Genomic DNA, 20,776 nt, shown 5'->3' with positions numbered 1-20,776 from the left:
AGGCCCCTGAAAATCCGCGCGATCTGCTATCACTACTGACGACACCACGTCGCACGGAGGATTTCACCAAGTTGCCCAACTCGCACGTTGAGGCTGGGCACCGCGTCGGTCCCCCTCCGCAGCCCGCTGCGCGCACCGGTCCGGCGAAATGGATCCGGCGGCTCGCGGTGCCGATCATCCTGGGCTGGATCCTGCTGGTGGCGGTCCTGTCGCTGACGGTGCCGCAGCTGGAGGTCGTCAGCCAGATGCGGTCGGTGTCGATGGCGCCCGAGGAAGCGCCCTCGGTGATCGCGATGACCCGCGCCGGTGAGGTCTTCGAGGAGTTCGAATCCGACAGCTCGGTCATGATCGTGCTGGAGGGTGAGCAACGTCTCGGCGACGAGGCGCACCGCTTCTACAACGACATGGTCGACCGCCTCGAGGCCGACACCGTCCACGTCGAACACACCCAGGACTTCTGGGGTGACCCGCTGACCGAGGCGGGCGCGCTCAGTAGCGACGGCAAGGCCGCCTACGTCCAGCTGTACCTGGCGGGCAACCAGGGCGAAGCGCTGGCCAACGAGTCGGTCAAGGCCGTGCAGGAGATCGTCGGCGGTCTGTCTCCGCCGCCCGGGGTGGACGTCTACGTCACCGGCGGTTCGGCGCTGGCCGCCGACCAGCAGATCGCGGGCGACCGCAGCGTGCGGGTCATCGAGATGGTCACCTTCGCCGTGATCATCGTGGTGTTGTTGATCGTCTACCGGTCGATCACCACGGTGCTGCTGGTGCTGGGCATGGTCCTGCTCGGGCTGAGCGCGGCGCGCGGCGTGGTGGCGTTCCTCGGGTACCACGACCTGATCGGGCTCTCGACGTTCGCGACCACGCTGCTGGTCGCACTCGCGATCGCCGCGGCGACCGACTACGCGATCTTCCTGATCGGCCGCTACCAGGAGGCCCGTACCGCCGGGGAGGACCGGGAGTCCGCCTTCTACACGATGTTCCACGGCACCGCGCACGTGGTTCTCGGCTCCGGTATGACGATCGCCGGGGCGACCTTCTGCCTGAGCTTCACCCGCCTGCCGTACTTCCAGTCACTCGGCGTCCCGCTCGCCGTCGGGATGACGGTCGCCGTGTTGGTCGCGCTCACCCTGGGCCCCGCGCTCATCACGGTCGCCACCCGGTTCGGCCTGCTCGAACCCAAGCGGGCGATGCGGATCCGTGGCTGGCGCCGCCTCGGTGCCGCGGTGGTCCGCTGGCCCGGCCCGATCCTTCTGCTGACGATCGCGCTGTCGCTGATCGGCCTGCTGACGCTGCCCGGCTACAAGACCAACTACAACGACCGCAACTACCTGCCGGACGACCTGCCCGCGATGGAGGGTTTCGCCGCCGCCGAACGGCACTTCTCGGTCGCCCGGATGAACCCGGAACTGCTGCTGGTCGAGACCGACAGGGATCTGCGCAACCCGGCCGACTTCCTCGTCATCGACAAGATCGCCAAGGCGGTCTTCCGCGTCGAGGGCATCGGCAGCGTCCAGGCGATCACCCGGCCCCAGGGTAAACCGTTGAACTACGCCACCATCCCGGCCCAGATGAGCCTGGGCGGGGTGATGCAGACGATGACGCGGCCCTACCTGCAGGAGAACATGGACACCCTCCTGCTGCAGGCCGACGAGATGGAGAAGTCCGTCGACACGATGACCGAGATGATCGGGTTGATGGAGCAGATGAGCGCGACCACCCACGACCTGGTGGGCAAGTCCAAGGACCTGTCGGTCGAGATCGCCGAATTGCGGGACAGCATCTCGAATTTCGACGACTTCTTCCGCCCGATCCGCAACTACTTCTACTGGGAACCGCACTGCTACAACATCCCGGTGTGCTTCGCGATGCGCTCGGTGTTCGACGCCCTCGACGGGGTCAACACCATGACCGACGACTTCCAGGCCATCATCCCGGACATGGAGCGGCTCGACGCGTTGATGCCGCAGCTGCTGGCGGTCATGCCGCAGACGATCGAGACCATGGAGACCGCGCGCGCGACGATCCTGTCGATGCACTCCACGCAGGCGGGACTGCTCGAGCAGCAGGCCGCGATGGACACGGACTCAACGGCGATGGCCGATGCGTTCAACGACGCGATGAACGACGACACCTTCTACCTACCACCGGAGATCTTCGAGAACGAGGATTTCAAGCGCGGTATGGAGAGTTTCATCTCGCCGAACGGCCGGGCGGTCCGGTTCATCATCTCCCACGAGGGCGACCCGCTGACGGTGGAGGGCATCGACCGCATCGACGCCGTCAAGACGGCCGCCAAAGAGGCCATCAAGGGCACGCCGCTGGAGGGTTCGCGGATCTACATCGGCGGCACCGCGGCGGCGTTCAAGGACATGCAGGAAGGCAACAACTGGGATCTGCTGATCGCCGGGATCGCCGCCCTGTCATTGATTTTCATCATCATGCTGATCCTCACACGCGCGCTGGTGGCCGCGGCGGTGATCGTCGGCACCGTGGTCCTGTCACTCGGCGCGTCGTTCGGGCTGTCGGTCCTGGTGTGGCAGCACGTGTTCGGGATCGAACTGCACTTCATGGTGATGGCGATGGCGGTGATCATCCTGCTGGCCGTCGGCGCGGACTACAACCTGCTGTTGGTGGCGCGCCTTAAAGAGGAGATCCCGGCGGGGATCAACACCGGGATCATCCGCGCGATGGGCGGCACCGGATCCGTGGTGACCGCCGCCGGCCTGGTGTTCGCGTTCACGATGATGTCGATGGTGGTCAGCGAACTGACCGTGGCGGCGCAGATCGGCACGACGATCGGGCTGGGCCTGATCTTCGACACGCTGGTCATCCGGGCGTTCATGACGCCGTCGATCGCAGCACTGCTGGGCCCGTGGTTCTGGTGGCCGCAGCGGGTGCGCCGACGGCCGGCGACGGCGGGCTCGCTGGTCCGGCGCTGAGGCTTCGCGCTAGCGGCCGAAGCCGGCGTCGCGGAGCGCCTGCGCCATCGACCCGGCCGGCGCCTTCTCCCGACGATCGTTGTCGCGCTTGGGGTTCCGCCTCCCCTGCGGCCGCTGGGTGGGCGCATCACGACGCGGTTTGGCCTTGTCGCGCTGCGGAGTGTCGCCCAGCCGGAGGCTCAGCCCGATCCGCTGCCGGTCCACGTCGACGTCGACGACCTTGACCCGAACCACCTGGCCGGAGCGCACCACCTCATGCGGGTCGGACACGAAGCGGTCGGCCATCGCGGAGACGTGGACGAGACCGTCCTGGTGCACGCCCACGTCGACGAACGCGCCGAACGCCGCGACATTGGTCACCACACCCTCGAGCACCATGCCCACCTTCAGGTCGGCGACCTTCTCCACACCGGCGGCGAAGGTCGCCGTCGAGAACGCCGGCCGCGGGTCGCGTCCGGGCTTCTCGAGTTCGGCGAGAATGTCAGTGACGGTGGGGATGCCGAACCGGTCGTCGGCGAACTCGGCGGGTTTCAGCGAGCGCAGCTGCCGTTGGTTGCCGATGATCTCGGCCAGCGTGACCCCCGAACGGTCCAGGATGCGCCGCACCACCGGGTAGGCCTCGGGATGGACGCCCGAGGCGTCGAGCGGATCCTCCCCGCCGGTGATCCGCAGGAAGCCCGCACACTGTTCGAATGCCTTGGGGCCCAACCGCGGTACCTCGAGCAGGGAGGTCCGGTTGCGGAACGGCCCGGTCTTCTCGCGGTGCGCGACGATGGCCTCCGCGAGGGTCTCGGTGACGCCCGACACGCGGGCCAGCAGCGGCACCGACGCCGTGTTCAGGTCGACGCCCACCGCGTTGACGGCGTCCTCGACGACGGCGTCGAGGCTCCGCGCGAGCGTCCCGGGCGTGACGTCGTGCTGGTACTGGCCCACGCCGATCGACTTGGGCTCGATCTTGACCAGTTCGGCGAGCGGGTCCTGCAGACGACGGGCGATGGACACCGCACCCCGCAACGTCACGTCCAGGGCGGGCAGTTCGTGCGCGGCGTACGCCGAGGCGGAGTACACCGACGCCCCGGCCTCACTGACCATCGCCTTCACCGGCGCCGTGGCCCCCGCGGCTGCGATATCGGCGATGAGTTCGGCTGCCAGAGCGTCGGTTTCGCGCGAGGCAGTGCCGTTGCCGACGGCGATCAACTCGACACCGTGACGGGCGACCAGCGCCGCGAGCGTGGCCTTGCCCTGATCCCACTGCTTCTGCGGCTGGTGCGGGAAGATCGCGCAGGTGTCGACGACCTTGCCGGTGCCGTCGACGACGGCCACCTTGACGCCGGTGCGGAAGCCCGGGTCGAGGCCGAGAGTGGTGCGCGAACCCGCGGGGGCGGCGAGCAGGAGGTCCTTGAGGTTGCGGGCGAACACCGCGACTGCGTCCTCCTCGGCGCGCTGCCGCAGGCGGACGCGGGCGGCGACGGCCGCCGACACCATCAGCTTGACGCGCCACGCCAACCGCACGGTCGTCGCGAGCCACGGCGCGGCGGGGGCCTCCGAGCTCATGTCGACGCCCAGGGTCCGCGCCACCATCGCGAGGTAGACGTCGTCGTCTCCCCCGTCGAAGTTCAGCGACAGCACCTCCTCCTTCTCGCCGCGCATCACGGCGAGCACGCGGTGCGACGGCATGTTCTGCAGTGGTTCGGAGAAGTCGAAGTAGTCGCGGAACTTCTGGGCGGCCGGGGTCTTGGCGACATCGTCGGACCGGGGTGAGGTGCGCAGCGACCCGTCGGACCAGAACTTCTCGCGCACGGCGCCGACCAGGTCGGCGTCCTCGGCGGCGCGCTCGATCAGGATGTGGCGCGCCCCGTCGAGTGCGGCGGCCGCATCGGGCACACCGTCGGTGAGGAAGGGCGCCGCGGCCTCCTCGGGGACACACGCCGGGTCGGTCAGCAGGCGGTCGGCCAGCGGTTCGAGGCCCGCTTCCCGGGCGATCTGCGCCTTCGTGCGCCGCTTCGGCTTGTACGGCAGGTAGATGTCCTCGACCCTCGACTTGGTGTCGGCGGTCAGCAGCGCGGTTCTGAGCGCGTCGGTGAGTTTGCCCTGCTCCTCGATGGAGGCCAGCACAGCGGCCCGCCGCGAGTCGAGTTCACGCAGGTAGGTCAGGCGTTCTTCGAGCGTGCGCAGTTGTGCGTCGTCGAGGCTGCCGGTGACCTCCTTGCGGTAGCGGGCGATGAAGGGCACGGTGGCGCCTTCGTCGAGCAACCGGACGGCGGCCGCCACCTGCGCCTCGGCGACGGTGAGTTCCTCAGCGAGACGGGCGTTTACAGATCTGACGGTCGGGCTCGAAGTCACGCGGGAACCCTACCGAAGGCCGACGACACGTCGCGGCAGCGGTCGACCGGCGCGTCTCGGTCAGGACGGGAGTACCAGGTCGTCAGCGCACGATGTCGTCAGGGATGACTGGACGTGTGGCCACCACCGTCGACCAACGTGTCGAGTTCGTGTTGCCACGCTGCGGACCGGATGCGGTCACATGTCAACTGGACGAGCGCGGACAGGATCGCCGTGCCTGCGGCGACGCTCATCCAGATCGCGACGGCGCCCGCCACCGCCTCCACCGCGGCGCGGGACGTCGGTTCGGGGGCGAGCACCTGGGCGCCGTCCTCGCCGACCCACAGGTCGACGGCGTCACCCGGGTCCACCGAGCCGTGCGCCTGCACGGTGTCCGTGCGGCGGGTGTCGCCGTCCCACCATTCGACCGGGACCGTGATCATGCCGGTGCGCGAGAACGACACGGACTCCGGCACATCGGTGACAGTGGCCGTCACCTGCTGCCGCATCGCGTGCTGTTCGGCGTAGAAGCGGCTGCGGCTGTCGTAGGTCGCGGTGCCGACGGCGGCGGCGACGGGAATGGCGAGCAGCGACACGACGATCGCCAGCGTCACGACGAAAGCCTCGACCCTGTCGGTGGTGCGAACCAACGGTCCCCGATCGACCAACCGCACGAGGAGCGGCCATCGGGGCACCCGGATCTCGAAGGATTCCAGGGTGTCCTCGCGCCTGGGATGGGACGTCTCCGGCCGAGGGGCCGGATCGTGGCGCTTCACCGTGATCTCCCTCCGTCCACGAAACGGCCACCGGAGGTGAGCGCGGTGATCAACACCCACCTCCTCGACATGCTCCGACGGTTGATTCCATCGTGGAGGAGATGACCGCCGCACGGTTAGCCGAAACTCGACAACGTCGCGGCGGAGAATTGTCCGGTTCTCACAGGGCTGGGCGGCGCAATTCGCCAGGTCGGCGAATTGTCGTTCAGCCGAACTCAGTGCCGCACGGACTCGCGCTGTTCGACGCTTTCCGCAGGTGCCGCGGCCGGGGTTGCGGGACGGTGCCGTAGGCGGGCGTCGGCGCGGCTGAACCGGCGGTCGAGCACCCGGAAGTCGCGTTTGGTGAGTGTGCGGCAGGCCCGCGACAGTTGGTCCAACTGCTCCCAGCTCAGACCGTCGAGGTCCCCGTCCGCGTCGTGGGTGGCCACAACCACGCCGCCACGCAGGAGCGGCACGTTCTTCGCGGTGAACCCGGTGGCGGCCAGCAGCAGCTCGGTGGCACTGCGGTTGACCCGGCGCTGGCAGCGGCGCGCGGTCGGGGTGAACCAGAAATCGAACTGTCGATCGCCGCTGGACAGGCTTTCCAGCCCGTAATCGCTCACCAGATGGGCGATATCCGCTTTGCTGAAGGCGCGGGTTTCGTAAACCACGCCCCGGGGGTCGATATAGAGGACGGTGTTCATGAGGAGTCCTTTTCGGCTGGTGCGGTTGTTGAGAGGGGCTCTCGATAAAGAGGCTTGCCGTGATACTCCTGTGATAAACGTGAAATTTGTGACCAATGTGACTGAAGAGGTGAATTGCCGGTCGCTGATCACCCCGACCGCCTGAGTCCGCGGCCGTCGCGGCTGGCGCATTCCTGTGACTTCCGGCCCTGTCTCGGCCGCGTGCGTCCGTGGCAGGTTTGCGTTGACACGCAGCGAGAGGACAGACCATGAGTGCGTCCGCCTATGTCCGTTTCTTCGAAGAGATCGGTATCGACGACGTGCCCCTCGTGGGCGGGAAGAATGCCTCGCTGGGCGAGATGTACCAGAACCTCTCCGGCCACGGCGTCCGTATCCCCCACGGGTTCGCCATCACCGCCGCGGCCTATCGCCACATGCTCGACGAGGCCGACGCGTGGGGCCGGTTACACGCCGAACTCGACGACATCGACCCGGCCGACGTCGCGGCACTGGCGCGTAAAGGCAAGCGTGCCCGCGAAATCGTCTACGGCGCCGGATTGCCCGCCGACCTGGCCGCGCAGATCCGAGCCGCCTATCGCACGCTGCAGCAGGAATACGGCGAGGACGTCAGCCTCGCCGTCCGCAGTTCCGCGACGGCCGAGGACCTGCCCACCGCGAGTTTCGCCGGCCAGCAGGACTCGTATCTCAACATCAAGGGCGAGGAGAGCCTGCTCGACACCTGCCGCCGCTGCTTCGCAAGCCTTTTCACCGATCGCGCCATCCACTATCGGATCGACCAGGGCTTCGACCAGTTCAAGGTCTCGCTGTCCATCGGGGTGATGAAGATGGTCCGCTCCGACATCGCCTCCTCCGGCGTCATGTTCTCGCTGGACACCGAATCGGGGTTCCGTGACGCGGTGTTCGTCACCGGCGCCTACGGCCTCGGCGAGAATGTGGTCCAGGGCGCGGTCGACCCCGACGAGTTTTACGTCCACAAGCCGACCTATCTCGCCGGCCACCGCGCGGTCCTGCGCCGCCGCCTCGGCGACAAAGCCGTGAAGATGGTCTACGTCGAGGGCGAGACGAAGAACACGACGCGCAACATCCCCACGCCGAAGGCGGATCGCGGCCGCTTCTGCCTCGACGACGAGGACGTTCTGGAACTGGCCGGCTACGCGTGTGCGATCGAAGAGCACTACGGCCGGCCCATGGACATGGAGTGGGCCAAGGACGGCCTCGACGGAGCGCTCTACATCGTGCAGGCCCGCCCGGAGACGGTGGCCTCTCGGCTCAGCGCCACCGCCCTGGAGACCTACGTGTTGGAAAGCCGCGCCGACGTACTCGCCGAAGGCCGCTCGGTCGGCGAGCGCATCGCCTCAGGTGCGGTCAAACGCATCGACCATCTCTCCCAACTGGCGGAGTTCCGGCCCGGACAGGTGCTCGTCGCCGACACCACCACACCCGACTGGGAACCGGTCATGAAGACCGCCGCGGCGATCGTCACCAACCGCGGCGGGCGGACCTGCCACGCCTCGATCATCGCCCGCGAACTCGGCATCCCGGCCGTGGTGGGGACCGGCGACGCGACCGTCACCGTGCCGGACGGCGCAACTGTCACGGTGTCGTGCGCCGAAGGCGACACGGGACGGGTGTACGACGGCGCGGTGGGTTTCCATGTGGATCGCACCGAGATCGCCGACATGGCACGGCCACGGACCGAGATCATGATCAACCTCGGCAACCCCGAACTCGCCTTCAAGAACTCGTTTCTGCCCAATGACGGTGTGGGACTGGCCAGGATGGAATTCGTCATCAGCGAGTACATCCGCTTCCACCCGCTGGCCCTGCTGCACCCCGAGAAGGTCGACGATCCCGCGGTGCGCCGCGACATCGAGCGGCTGACGCAGGGCCACCGGGACGGGGGCGCCTTCTTCGTCGAACGCCTGTCGGAGGGCATCGGCACGATCGCGGCCGCCTTCTGGCCGAAGCCCGTGGTGGTGCGGATGTCGGACTTCAAGACCAACGAGTACGCGAGCCTTGTCGGCGGACGCGGATTCGAGCCGTCGGAGAGCAATCCGATGCTCGGCTTCCGGGGGGCCTCGCGCTACGCCCACCCCGCCTACGCCGAGGGGTTCGCCCTCGAGTGCCGCGCGATGCGGCGCGTGCGCGAGGAGATGGGCCTGACGAACGTCATCATCATGCTGCCGTTCGTGCGCCGGGTCGCCGAAGCGGACCTCGTCCTCCAGACGATGGCGGATCTCGGTCTGCGGCGGGGCGAGAACGGGTTGAAGATCTACGCGATGTGCGAGATCCCGAACAACGTCATCCTCATCGACCAGTTCGCCACCCGCTTCGACGGGTTCTCCATCGGCTCCAACGACCTGACCCAGCTCACCCTGGGCGTCGACCGCGACAGCGAGGTCGTCGCATTCGACTACGACGAACGTGACGACGGGGTGAAGGAGATGATCCGGATGGCAGTGGAAGGCTGCCGCCGCAACGGGATTCACTCCGGCCTGTGCGGCCAGGCGCCCTCCGACTATCCGGACATGGCCGAGTTCCTGGTGCGGGTCGGCATCGACTCGATGAGCCTCAACCCCGACACGGTGGTGCGGACCACCCGCCTGGTCCTCGCCGCCGAGCAGCAGCTCGCACACCTGCCATGACACCGCCGGTCGTCATCGATCCCCGCTACCACGACGCGGTGATCTTCGATCTCCACGGCATGTCCGCCGATACCGCACCGAGTGTCGCGCTCACCCGCGATCTCGAGGACGGTGGCGTCAAGACGGCGTTCTGCTCATCGGACGGTGCGCCTTCGGCGCGCCGGGACGCGTTGCGCGGGTTGGACGTACGTCCGCAACGCGCCGTGCTCGTCGAGGACTCGACGGCGGGTCCGGCGCGGGACGACGGGTTCGCACTCGTCATCCGGGTCGACCCGGACCGGCGCCCCGACGATGCGGTCAGAGACGATGCGGTCAGAGACGACGCCGACCGGGTGGTCGAGGGTCTGGCCGACATCGCGGTACGCACCGGCGACAAGCGGGTCTCCGAGGTGCCCAACGCGCTGGAGTCCTACGGTCAGCTGATCGGCATCACCAGCGTCAGGGAGTCGATGTTGTTCCTCGACTACGACGGAACGCTGTCGCCGATCGTGTCCGATCCGGACGCGGCCGTGCTCGTCGACGGCGCGGCCGAGGCGTTGACGCTCGTCGCGGCGGTGTGTCCGGTCGCGATCCTCAGCGGACGCGACCTCGCGGACGTGCGGGCGCGGGTGGACGCTCCGGGCCTGTGGTACGCGGGGAGCCACGGATTCGAGTTGACGGGACCGGACGGCACCTATCACCAGAACGAGGCGGCCGCCGCGTTCGTGCCCGTCCTCGAGCGTGCGGCCGGTGAACTGCGCGACCTGTTCACCCACATTGCCGGTGTCCGCGTGGAGCACAAGCGCTTCGCCGTCGCGGTGCACTTCCGCGAGGTCGGCGCGGCCGACCAGGTCGCCGAGATCGTCTCGGCCACACACCGACTCGGCCGGCAGGCCGGTCTGCGCGTGACGGGCGGACGCATGCTGGTCGAGCTCAGACCGGACATCGACTGGGACAAGGGAACCACCCTCCGGTGGATCCGCGACCGGATCGACGCGGCGGGTTCGCTGCTGCCCATCTACATCGGTGACGATCTCACCGACGAGGACGCGTTCGACGCGGTCCGCTTCGACGGGATAGGCATTGTCGTGCGCCACGACGAGGACACCGACCGCAGGACGGCGGCCCGGTTCAGCCTGCAGAGCCCCGACCAGGTGCGCGAGTTGCTTCAGCGGGGGTCGCAGTGGCTGGCCTACAAGCACCAAGTCGCAAGCGAGGCCTGGGATTTCACCTACGAGGGTTACGACCCGCAGAGCGAGAAGCTGCGCGAGTCGTTGTGCACGGTCGGTAACGGCTACTTCGCCACGAGGGGCGCCGCACCGGAATCCAAGGCCGGCCGGGTGCACTATCCGGGAACCTACGCGGCCGGTGTGTTCAATCGTCTCGTCGACGACGTATCGGGTACCCCCGTCGACAACGAGAGCATGGTGAACCTGCCCGACTGGCTGTCGCTGACCTTCCGGATCGACGACGGCGAATGGTTCGACATCGACGCGGTCGAGGTGCTGTCCTACCGCCAGACCCTCGATCTGCGCGGGGCGACGCTGACGAGGAAGGTCCGCTTCCGCGACGGCGCGGGCCACACCACATCGCTGACGCAGCAACGATTCGTCGCGATGCACCTGCCCCACGTCGGCGCTCTGCAGACCACGATCGTCGCCGAGGACTGGTCGGGCCGCATCACGGTCCGCTCGACGCTGGACGGCAACGTGACGAACTCGCTCGTCGAGCGGTACCGCGACCTGAGCAAGGAACACCTCGACATCGTCGAGAGGCGGCAGCTCTGCGACGATTCGGTGCTGTTGACGGTCCGCACCAGCCAGTCGCGCATACCGGTCGCCATGGCGGCGCGCAGCGTCGTGTGGCGTGACAACGCACCGGTGGCGGCCTCCTACCGACTCGTCGGGGACGGCGCGGAGATCGGTCACGAGATCACCGTCGAGCAGGCGGTCGGTGAGACGCTGACGGTGGAGAAGCTGGTGACCCTGTTCACCGGCCGCGACGTCGCGACGTCGGAACCCGCGGTGGACGCCGAGCGCTGGCTGAGCCGACTCGGCCGGTATGCCGAGGTGCGCGAGGGGCACCTGACCGACTGGCTGCACCTCTGGGAGCGCCTGTCCATCGAATTCGACGGCTACACAGACGAAGTACGCATCCTGCGGCTCCATCTGCTGCACCTGCTGCAGACCGTCTCGCCGAACAGCGCCGACCTCGACGTGGGTGTGCCCGCACGTGGGCTGCACGGCGAAGCGTACCGCGGCCACATCTTCTGGGACGAGCTGTTCATCTTCCCGGTGCTCAACCTGCGACTGCCCATGATCACCCGGTCGTTGCTGGCATACCGCTACCGACGGCTGCCGGAGGCCCGTCACGCGGCCGCTGCGGCCGGATACTCCGGTGCGATGTTCCCCTGGCAGTCCGGCAGCGACGGCAGGGAGGAAAGCCAACGGCTGCACCTCAATCCGCGCAGCGGCAACTGGAACCCCGATGCGAGCGCGCGGGCCCACCACATCGGCATCGCGGTCGCGTACAGCGCGTGGAAGTTCTATCAGGCCACCGGGGATCTCGCGTACCTGATCGACTACGGCGCAGAGATGCTGGCCGAGATCGCGCGCTTCTGGGTGAGCAGGGCCACCTACGACGAAGAACGCTGTCGCTACAGCATCCGCGGCGTCATCGGACCCGACGAATTCCACTCCGGGTACCCCGACGCACCGTACGACGGCATCGACAACAACGCGTACACGAACGTGATGGCGGTCTGGGTGATCATGCGTGCCCTCGACGCGTTGAACCTGCTGCCGCTGCCCAACCGCCTCGACCTGCTGGAGACGCTCGGACTGACCAGCGGCGAACTGGCGCACTGGGACGAGGTGAGCCGCCGGATGTACGTACCGTTCCACGACGGCGTCATCAGCCAGTTCGAGGGTTACGGCGAGTTGGCGGAGTTGGACTGGGACCGCTACCGAGCGCAGTACGGCAACATCCAGCGCCTCGACCGCATCCTCGAGGCGGAGGACGACGACGTCAACCGCTACCAGGCCTCCAAGCAGGCCGACGTCCTTATGCTGTTGTACCTGATGTCGGTGACCGAACTCGACGAGATACTGAACCGGCTCGGCTACCACTTCCCCCCGGACGACGTCCCGGGCATGGTCGACTACTACCTGGCCCGCACGTCCCACGGATCGACGCTCAGCGGGGTGGTGCACACCTGGGTCCTGGCGCGCGCCAACCGTGACCGGGCGATGGACTACTTCGAACAGGCGCTCACCTCCGACGTCTCCGACATCCAGGGCGGCACGACGTCCGAAGGCATCCACCTGGCGGCCATGGCCGGCACCGTCGACCTCATGCAGCGGTGTTTCACCGGCCTGGAGACCCGGTCCAACCGCCTCATCCTCTCCCCGTACTGGCCGGAAAGCCTTGGGGTGCTGGCCGTGCCGATCCACTACCGGGGACTGCACCTGCACCTACGGGTCAGCGGGAAGGGTGTGATCATCAGTGTCGACCCGCGCGAGGCCGCGGGGGTGGTGGTGGAATGCCGTGGGCGGGTGGTGCAACTGATGCCCGGCACCACCGTCCGGTTCCCCGGTTGATCCGGCGATCCTCAGGCGTCCGGCGCGGCGAGGGCGAGCACCTCGTCGAACCCCTCGACGAGGCACTGGTGGAAGACGTCGAAGTCGGGGATCGCCCCGGTGTCGACGTCGACACCTATCGCGCACGTGTCCACATAGGTCAGCAGCGTGACGTTGACCGCGGCGCCGATCGTCGGGCCGAACGCATACTGGGTCACCACCCGCGCCCCGCCGAGGAACACCGGCACCGGTATGCCCGGCACGTCACTGCACAGGAAGTCGACGTTGCGCAGGATGGAGGCGATGTACCACCGGGGCATCATGTTTAGGGCACCGGCGATCCACTGGGTGTAGGGCAGTGACTTCTCGTGGCGCACCGTGCTGGTTCTCTGGTGGATCTCCCGGATCCGCTCAGTCGGGTCGGCGATTCCGGCGGGAACGTCGAAGCGCATCAACGTGATCCGGTTGCCGCCCAGCCCGTCGCCCTCCTCGCGCAGACTGATCGGCATCGTCAGGTGGAGGTCACCGACGTCGACGCCGTGGTGTTCGTGGTAGCGCCGGAGCCCACCGGCCACCCCCGCGACGAACGCGTCGTTCAGCGCGCACTCGCACCGGTGGGCGGCGCGCCGCAGCTCCTCGAACGGGACCTCCAGCACACCGAGCCGGCGAATCAGGCTGCGCCGCCTGATGAGTGAGGAGCCCGTCCGATTCACCGGGCGGACGGTCCGGACGACCGACGCGGCGATCTGCGCCGCCGATGAGACCGTCGACACCGGCCGCCGGATCCCGTCGCGGATCAGCCGCGGCGCGCTCCTCGCCGTGCCCATGACCGCGTCCGCAACCAGCCGCAGGTCGTACTTGGCCGTCTCGCGGTAGCCGCTCAACCATGGCGGCGGTGTCACCTCGGGCACCTCCGCGACAGGACCGTGCGTCGCGGGGACCTCCGACAGGTCGAACAGGATCATCCCGATCTGGATTCCTCCCACCCCGTCGGTCAGAGCGTGGTGGAACTTGAGAATCAGTGCCGCCCCGCCGTTGTCGAGGCCGTCGACCAACGTCGCCTCCCAGAGCGGGCGCGCACGGTCGAAGTCCTCCATCGCCGCGACTCTGGCCATCTCCAGCACGGCGTCGAAGCTGCCCGGCGCGGTGGCGGTCACCCTGCGCATGTGGAAATCGAGGTCGAAATCCTCCACGAACTCCCACCGTGGCGGCGCCGGAGGTGAGGACGGGACGACCCGCTGCCGCACCATCGGGACCTTGCGCGAGACCAGGTCGAAGCGGTCCCGCAGCTCATCCCAGTCCGGGGACCGCTCGAGCACGATCACCGTGACCACCGTGGACCGCAACCCGGGGTCGGTTTCCATCGCCCACGTGAACGCATCGCTGTTACGCATGAAGTCGGTCATCGACGCCACGTTAAGGCTGCCGGCGAGCGCCGAACCAGGGCCGTTGGTCTCTTCTTCCGACGGATCTCCGTGCCACCGGGTGCCGGACTCGGGACTTCCGACCCTGTTACGCGTCCCACGCCGGGCGCACAGTGGTGACATGGAGCACCTGACCAGCCTCGACGCGAGCTTCCTCGAAGCCGAGGACTCCGACCCCCACGTCAGTCTTGCCATCGGGTCCGTCTCCATACTCGACGGACCCGTTCCCGACGACGAGGCGTTCGTGTCGGGCCTAGCGGACCGGGTGCTCGACATGCCGCGGTTCCGGCAGGTGCTTCGCACGCACCCGCTGGACCTCGAGGCGCCGGAGTGGGTCGACGCGACCAACTTCGACATCTCCCACCACCTGCACCGGACCGCGCTCCCTCATCCGGGCGACGACGCGGCGCTGTTCCGGCTGACCGCCGACGTGATGGAACGCCGGCTCGACCGCGAGCGCCCACTGTGGGAGTGCTGGATCGTGGAGGGTCTGCCGGACGACCGGTGGGCCATGATCATGAAACTGCACCACTGCATCGCCGACGGGATCGCGACGATGCACATGCTGGCCGGGCTCAGCGACAACGGGGACGACGACACCTACGCCACGGAGATCCGGGCGGCCGGCGAGGCGGCGCAGCGCAGGTTCGGGTTACCGGCACTCGGTCTCGATCCGCGGCGGTGGGCCGGCACCCTCTGGCGGACCTCGACCGGCCTGGCGGGCGCGGCCGCACGCGGTGTGGGCGGTGCGGCCGAGATCATCGGCGGCCTCCTGCGGCCGACGCCGACGTCGCTGGTCGGATCCGTCAGCACGATGCGGCGGTTCGCGGGGGCCGAGGTGTCGCTCGACGACGCGCAGCAAGTCTGTCAGGCCTTCGGGGTGACCCTCAACGACGTCGTGCTCGCAGCGATCACCGACGCGTTCCGCGCCGTGTTGATCCGCCGTGGCGAGACACCCCGCAGCACTACGTTGCGCACCTTGGTGCCGGTGTCGGTCCGCTCGAACGACGCCGTCGGCAAGGTCGACAACAGGGTGTCGCTGATGCTTCCCTACCTGCCGGTCGACAAGGCGGATCCCGAAGAACAGCTGCGGACCGTTCACGCGCGCCTGACCGAGGCCAAGAACAGTGGGCAGCGCCAGGCGGGCCACGCCGTCGTCTCGGCGTCGAACATCATCCCGTTTCCGTTGACCGCGTGGGCTGTTCGCGCCATGACCCGGCTTCCTCAACGCAGCGTGGTCACCGTCGCGACGAATGTGCCCGGGCCACGGCACCACATGCAGGTCATGGGACGCGAAGTCGTGCGCATGTTCCCGATCCCGCCGATCGCGCTCGGCCTCCGAACCGGCATCGCGATCGTCAGTTACGCCGACAGGCTGGTCTTCGGTATCACGGGTGATTTCGACACCGCACCCGACGTCGAGGACCTCGCCCGCGGTATCGAACACGCCATGGACCGCCTCGTGGAGATCAGCTCCGACGCCGAGCACCGACGGCCTGGTTAGAGGAGCCCGCATCGATGACACAGGGGAGCGCGGACACCGACACCGTCGTCGCGGCGATCCGGCGGGCGTGCCGGGCGCCGTCCCTGCACAACAGCCAGCCGTGGCGGTGGATCGTGCGCGACGCATCGGTCGACCTGTTCGCCGACCACCGCCGGGTCGTGCGCTCCACCGACAGGTCGGGCCGTGAGGCGCTCATCAGTTGCGGTGCGGCCCTTGATCACTTCCGGATCGCGATGGCCGCATCGGGGTGGCGGACCGAAGCCGACCGGTTCCCCGACCCGGGTGAACGGGACCTTCTGGCATCGCTCACCTTCACACCCGCGCCGAGCGTTACCGCGGCCGACCGTGAGCGCGCGGAGGCGATCCTGCGACGCCGCACCGATCGGCTGCCGTTCCGCGCGCCCGAGGACTGGGAGATGTTCGAACCGGTGTTGCGGCAGAGCATCGAATCCCGTCCCGCGGCTCTGGTGGTGCTGAGCGACCGGTCACGGCCGATTCTGGCCGAGGCATCCCGGCTGACCGAGTCGCATCGGCGCCACGATGTCTACTACCGCGACGAACTGCGTTGGTGGACAGAGCCTCACCGGCCGTACCGGGGCGTGCCGCCGAGCGCCCTGGTGTCCGAGGAGGAGCAGGGACGCGTCGACATCGGTCGCACGTTCCCGGTCACGTGGCACGGTGATCGGTGCCCCGAGGTGCGCGCCGACGAAGCGAAGATCCTCGTGCTGACCACACCGGGAGACACCCGCGCCGACGCACTGTGGTGCGGCGAGACGCTGTCGACCGTGCTGTTGGCGTGCACGGTGGCCGGGCTGGCCACCTGCCCGCTGACCCATGTCACCGAACTGCTGGAGAGCCGCGCCGCGATCGGGAGCCTGATCGGTGACCGGGGAGTTCCCCAGGCCCTGATCCGGGTGGGCAGAGCCCCGGACGTGGAGGAGACACGTGCACCGACCCCGCGGCTACCCTCCAGCGACGTCATACAGATTCGCCGATCGAACCATCCCCGGCGGGAGGAGTGACATGGAAGCGAACGGCAACGGCATCCTGGTGGGTGTCGACGGTTCGGCCGAATCCGATGCCGCCATCCGCTGGGCGACCCATGAGGCGGTGATGCGCCGCGTGCCACTGACGCTGACGCACGTCGTGGCGGCGGTGGCGGCGAGTTCGCCGGTGGGACCGATCCTGGCCGAGATCTACGAATGGCAGCAGGACAACGCCCGGCACGTCCTCGAACAGGCGCTCAAGACCGCACTGGCCTGCGCTCCCGACTCCCGTCTGCCCGACATCCGCACCGAAGTCCTCGCGTCGAGCGTGGTCCCGACCCTGGTGCACGAATCCGGCGAGAAGCAGATGGTCGTCGTCGGAAGCCGCGGAACCGGTGCGCTCGGCCGGCTGCTGCTGGGCTCGGTCAGCACCGGTCTGGTGCACCACGCCCGCTGCCCGGTGGCCGTCATCCGCCCCGCACGCGGCGGGCGGCCGGACGAGGACGCGCCCGTCCTGCTGGGCATCGACGGGTCACCGGCCTCGGAGGCGGCGACCGCGATGGCCTTCGACGAGGCGGCACGGCGGGGGGTCGACCTGGTGGCGCTGCATGCTTGGAGCGACGTGGCGGTCTTCCCGATCGTCGGCAGGGACTGGCGCGAATACGAAAGCCAGGGTGACGAAGTCCTCGGCGAACGGCTCGCGGGCTGGCAGGAGCGGTACCCCGAGGTGCGGGTACACCGACGCCTGGTCTGCGACCAGCCCGCACGATGGCTGATCCGCGAGTCCGAGCACGCGCAACTGGTGGTGGTCGGAGTCCGCGGTCGTGGCGGCTTCGCATCACCCTGGCTGGGTTCGGTCAGCTCGGCCGTGGCGCAGTCCACGGACACACCGGTGCTCGTGGTCCGCGCACCACGGGCCGCATCCAGGAGTGTGGGCCGATGAGACGTTCCGGCGAACGCCCAGGCCACGGTCCGACCATCGTCACGCTGACGATGAACCCCGCCCTCGACATCACCACGAGCGCACCGCAGGTCCGGCCCACCAGCAAGATCCGTTGCGCCCGAGCGCGTTACGACCCGGGCGGTGGCGGGATCAACGTGGCCCGGACCGCGTTCGTGCTCGGCGAGTCGGTGTCGGCGGTGTTCCCCGTGGGCGGGCCGACCGGCGACCTGGTCACCGAACTGCTGGGCAAGGCCGACGTCCCGTTTCGTCGTGTCGCGATCGGCGAGCCGACGCGCGAGAGCTTCACCGTCAACGACGACAGCAACGGCCAGCAGTACCGCTTCATCCTCCCCGGGCCGTGCCTGACACCGCAGGAGCAGACGAAGTGTCTGGACGAGCTGCGTTACGAGGCCCGGGTCGCGCAGTTCGTCGTGGCCAGTGGCAGTCTGCCGCCGGGGGTTCCGCCGGACTTCTATCAGCGGGTCGCCGACCTCTGCCGCGAACTCGGCGCGCGCCTGATCCTCGACACGTCGGGCGATGCCCTGCAGCGGGTCCGTTCGGGGGTCTTCCTGCTCAAGGCCAGCGTGCGCGAACTCCGGGAGCGGGTCGGCCGAGATCTCCTCGACGAATCCGATCAGTTGACCGCCGCGCACGAACTCGTCGACGCCGGCGTCGCCGAGATGGTGGTCGTCTCCCTCGGTTCGAAGGGTGCGCTGCTGGCCACCTCGCAGCACAGTCGACGTTTCCGGCCGGTACCGGTGGAGGCCGTCAGCGGTGTCGGTGCAGGTGACGCGATGGTGGCGGCGATCGTCGCGGGCCTGACGCGGGGGTGGTCGCCGAGCAAATCCGTGCAGTTCGGGATCGCCACGGGAGGGGCCATGTTGTTGACCCCGGGTACCGCGGTGTGCGAGCGAGCCGAGGCCGAACGGCTCTTCGAGATCGTCCCGGGGCCCGAGGAGGTGGCCGTCAGCGAGGCCGGCCGTCCGGTTCCGGCCGGCCCGGCGCCCGGTACAGAGCTGCCCCCGCGGTGATTCCGGCACCTGCGGCGACGATCAGGATCAGCGCTCCCTGCGGGAGGTCCGTCAACGCGCGCTTCAATGCCGAGGCGAGCGAGGCGGTGTGGGCGTTCGCGTCGTCGGCGATGACGATCCGGCCGGCTCGCAGATCGAGTCGCCGGGCGAGCGCGGCACCGTAGTCCGGGCGCCCGGGCGCGGCCACCACGACGTCGACGTCGGACAACGTCAGCCCGGCGTCGTCCAGACAGATGCGCGCGGCGTGCGCGGCCGCCTCCGCGAACCGTCCGTCGAGATCGCCGGATTCAGTGAATCGCAACACGTTTCGTGCATCCACCGAACCCACGGTGGCGCGGAAGGAGTTCCCGTCGTCGGGATCGCTCACCCAGCTCACCCGCCCGAGGCCCGAGTCGTCGTCGGTCCAGTCGCACAGCAGCGCCGCCCCGACGGGCGAGAACGGGAAGTGTCTGCTCATCCCCCGGCCGGGATCGGCGTCGCTGGCGGTGATGAGCGCGTGGGTGGCCGCCCGTGACCGCAGGAAGCCGTCGACGACCTGCAGCCCGGTCAGGACCCCGCAGCTGCCGTTGGAGATGTCGAACGAGAACGTGCCGTGCGCATCGTCGCGCAGGCCGCCGGGGGGATCCTCGGGATTGGCGCCGATGTCCTCCTGGATCAGCGCCGCCAGCGCGGGCTCCCCCAGGTTCTTGTCCCGGTAGATCCCGGCGTTGACGAGGAGGCTCAGATCGTCGGGATCGCGGCGCGCGGCGTCGAGACACGATCTCGCGGCCGCGACGGCCAGATGCAGGGCGCTGTGCCGGTCCCGCCAGCCGCCGCGCGTGACCGCGACCTGATCAATGATGGTGCCCATAGCGTTTCACCAGATCCTCGTCCACCTCGATGAGTACGACCCCGATCTCGAGCCCCGACGCCAACGCGATCAGCGCGATGGTCTCGCCGGGCTGGATGTGGCCCGCTTCGAGTTCTTCGACGAGGGCGACGGTGTGTGTCGTCGACGCCGTGTTCCCGTAGCGGTCGACGGTGATCACCGCGTCGTGGCGGGGGGCGTCGCCGAAGACCGCCGACATCTCGGCCATGCCCTTGCGGATGGCACGCGCGGAGGTCTGGTGGGTGATCACGTGGTCGATGTCGTGGATGGCGATCCCCGCCGCGTCCAGGACCTCGTGCAGGAGCACCGGTGTGTCGGCGATCGCTGCGCGTTGGATCGCGCGGGAGTCGGTGAACATCCGCGCCCCCGGGTCACGGCCCTTGGGGTAGGCCAGGCACAACCGGCTGTGGTCGGCGATCGTGGTGAAGCCGGCGAGGCTGATCGTGCCCGAGTCGGCGCCTGCGCGTTCGAGCAGCAGCGCCGCTCCGGCGTCCCCCAGCGTCAGGCACGCGAGTTCTTTGCTCATGATGGTGCGGATGTGGCGGGCGGCGTTGCGGCCCAGCTGGGAGATGTACTCCCCGCTGACCACCAGGCCCCTCCGCACCACGCCCTGCCGGATCCAGTTGTTCAGAACCGTGACGCCGGTGAGCATTCCGGCACACGCGTTCGACAGGTCGAACGTCATCGCACGGTGTGCGCCGATCGCGTGGGCGACCGCGCTGCTCATGGTCGGCTCCACCCACTGGGTCAGACCGCCGTGGAATTTCGTGATGCTGCAGCTGATGACGACGTCGATGTCGGAGGCCGGCGACCCCGCCCTGTCCAGGCAGTCGCGCGCGGCCGTGGTCGCCAGGCTGTAGGAGTCCTCGTCCCCGACGGACACCCGGCGCTCGTGGATGCCGGTGAGGCGTTCGAGGTCGATGTGGGTGTTGTGACGGGTCGACGCCATCAGCTCGTCGGTCGTCAGACGGGTGGCGGGCAGATGCCGGCCGGCAGCGGCCAACCGGGTGCGGTACGGCGCTTCACCGTTCTCCGTCGAGTGGTCCATCACCAGCCAGTGTGTGGTCACGAACGTCACCTCCCGATGCGATGGTCGAT

At 68.6% G+C, this 20,776-nt stretch carries 13 protein-coding genes; 7 read left to right on the top strand and 6 right to left on the bottom strand.

Going from position 1 to position 20,776, the window contains the following annotated elements:
• Positions 1–71: 71 nt before the first annotated feature.
• On the top strand, positions 72–2,939 hold the full coding sequence (locus AU195_RS23015; protein ID WP_059161325.1) for an MMPL/RND family transporter: 2,868 nt from the start codon (positions 72–74) through the stop codon (positions 2,937–2,939).
• 9 nt (positions 2,940–2,948) lie between these two features.
• Here AU195_RS23015 and AU195_RS23010 read toward each other — a convergent pair whose 3' ends face one another.
• From AU195_RS23010 to AU195_RS23000, 3 genes are all read right to left on the bottom strand, one after another.
• Complete coding sequence (locus AU195_RS23010; protein WP_059161324.1) at positions 2,949–5,282, bottom strand: Tex family protein; 2,334 nt, start codon at positions 5,280–5,282, stop codon at positions 2,949–2,951.
• 98 nt (positions 5,283–5,380) lie between these two features.
• Positions 5,381–6,037 carry an Rv1733c family protein gene (locus AU195_RS23005; RefSeq protein WP_059161323.1) on the bottom strand — a complete coding sequence of 219 codons (657 nt, stop codon included), beginning with the start codon at positions 6,035–6,037 and terminating at the stop codon, positions 5,381–5,383.
• 215 nt (positions 6,038–6,252) lie between these two features.
• Complete coding sequence (locus AU195_RS23000; protein WP_059161322.1) at positions 6,253–6,720, bottom strand: hypothetical protein; 468 nt, start codon at positions 6,718–6,720, stop codon at positions 6,253–6,255.
• A 248-nt stretch (positions 6,721–6,968) separates the two neighbouring features.
• Between AU195_RS23000 and ppsA the strand changes: the two genes are divergently transcribed.
• Both ppsA and otsB read left to right on the top strand, forming a co-directional pair.
• A complete protein-coding gene (gene ppsA / locus AU195_RS22995; RefSeq protein ID WP_059161321.1) occupies positions 6,969–9,365 on the top strand; it encodes a phosphoenolpyruvate synthase in 2,397 nt (798 codons plus the stop codon).
• Positions 9,362–12,943, top strand: a complete 3,582-nt coding sequence (gene otsB, locus AU195_RS22990; protein WP_059161320.1) for a trehalose-phosphatase — start codon at positions 9,362–9,364, stop codon at positions 12,941–12,943. The genes ppsA and otsB overlap by 4 nt, the downstream gene beginning before the upstream one ends.
• A gap of 11 nt (positions 12,944–12,954) precedes the next feature.
• Here otsB and AU195_RS22985 read toward each other — a convergent pair whose 3' ends face one another.
• Positions 12,955–14,328 carry a wax ester/triacylglycerol synthase domain-containing protein gene (locus AU195_RS22985; protein ID WP_059161407.1) on the bottom strand — a complete coding sequence of 458 codons (1,374 nt, stop codon included), beginning with the start codon at positions 14,326–14,328 and terminating at the stop codon, positions 12,955–12,957.
• Positions 14,329–14,467: 139 nt separating this feature from the next.
• Between AU195_RS22985 and AU195_RS22980 the strand changes: the two genes are divergently transcribed.
• Genes AU195_RS22980 through AU195_RS22965 form a run of 4 tightly spaced genes read left to right on the top strand, consistent with a single transcriptional unit; the run spans position 14,468 to position 18,810 of the window.
• On the top strand, positions 14,468–15,850 hold the full coding sequence (locus AU195_RS22980) for a WS/DGAT/MGAT family O-acyltransferase (protein ID WP_059161319.1): 1,383 nt from the start codon (positions 14,468–14,470) through the stop codon (positions 15,848–15,850).
• A gap of 14 nt (positions 15,851–15,864) precedes the next feature.
• Positions 15,865–16,872: an Acg family FMN-binding oxidoreductase gene (locus AU195_RS22975; RefSeq protein ID WP_059161318.1), complete on the top strand. Its 1,008-nt coding sequence runs from the start codon at positions 15,865–15,867 to the stop codon at positions 16,870–16,872.
• Position 16,873: 1 nt separating this feature from the next.
• A complete protein-coding gene (locus AU195_RS22970) occupies positions 16,874–17,779 on the top strand; it encodes a universal stress protein (protein WP_059161317.1) in 906 nt (301 codons plus the stop codon).
• On the top strand, positions 17,776–18,810 hold the full coding sequence (locus AU195_RS22965; protein ID WP_059161316.1) for a 1-phosphofructokinase family hexose kinase: 1,035 nt from the start codon (positions 17,776–17,778) through the stop codon (positions 18,808–18,810). The genes AU195_RS22970 and AU195_RS22965 overlap by 4 nt, the downstream gene beginning before the upstream one ends.
• Here AU195_RS22965 and AU195_RS22960 read toward each other — a convergent pair.
• Both AU195_RS22960 and AU195_RS22955 read right to left on the bottom strand, forming a co-directional pair.
• Positions 18,746–19,660, bottom strand: a complete 915-nt coding sequence (locus AU195_RS22960) for a 3-oxoacyl-[acyl-carrier-protein] synthase III C-terminal domain-containing protein (protein WP_059161315.1) — start codon at positions 19,658–19,660, stop codon at positions 18,746–18,748. The two genes, AU195_RS22965 and AU195_RS22960, sit on opposite strands and share 65 nt — an antisense overlap.
• Entirely contained in the window at positions 19,644–20,747 is a 1,104-nt protein-coding gene (locus tag AU195_RS22955) for a 3-oxoacyl-ACP synthase III family protein (protein WP_502687374.1), read from the bottom strand. Before AU195_RS22955 ends, AU195_RS22960 begins: the two co-directional genes overlap by 17 nt.
• Positions 20,748–20,776: the final 29 nt, after the last annotated feature.

It is taken from the genome of Mycobacterium sp. IS-1496 (genome assembly GCF_001499995.1).
In the GTDB taxonomy this organism is placed as follows: Bacteria; Actinomycetota; Actinomycetes; order Mycobacteriales; family Mycobacteriaceae; genus Mycobacterium.
This window is presented reverse-complemented; position numbering and strand designations above follow the sequence as displayed.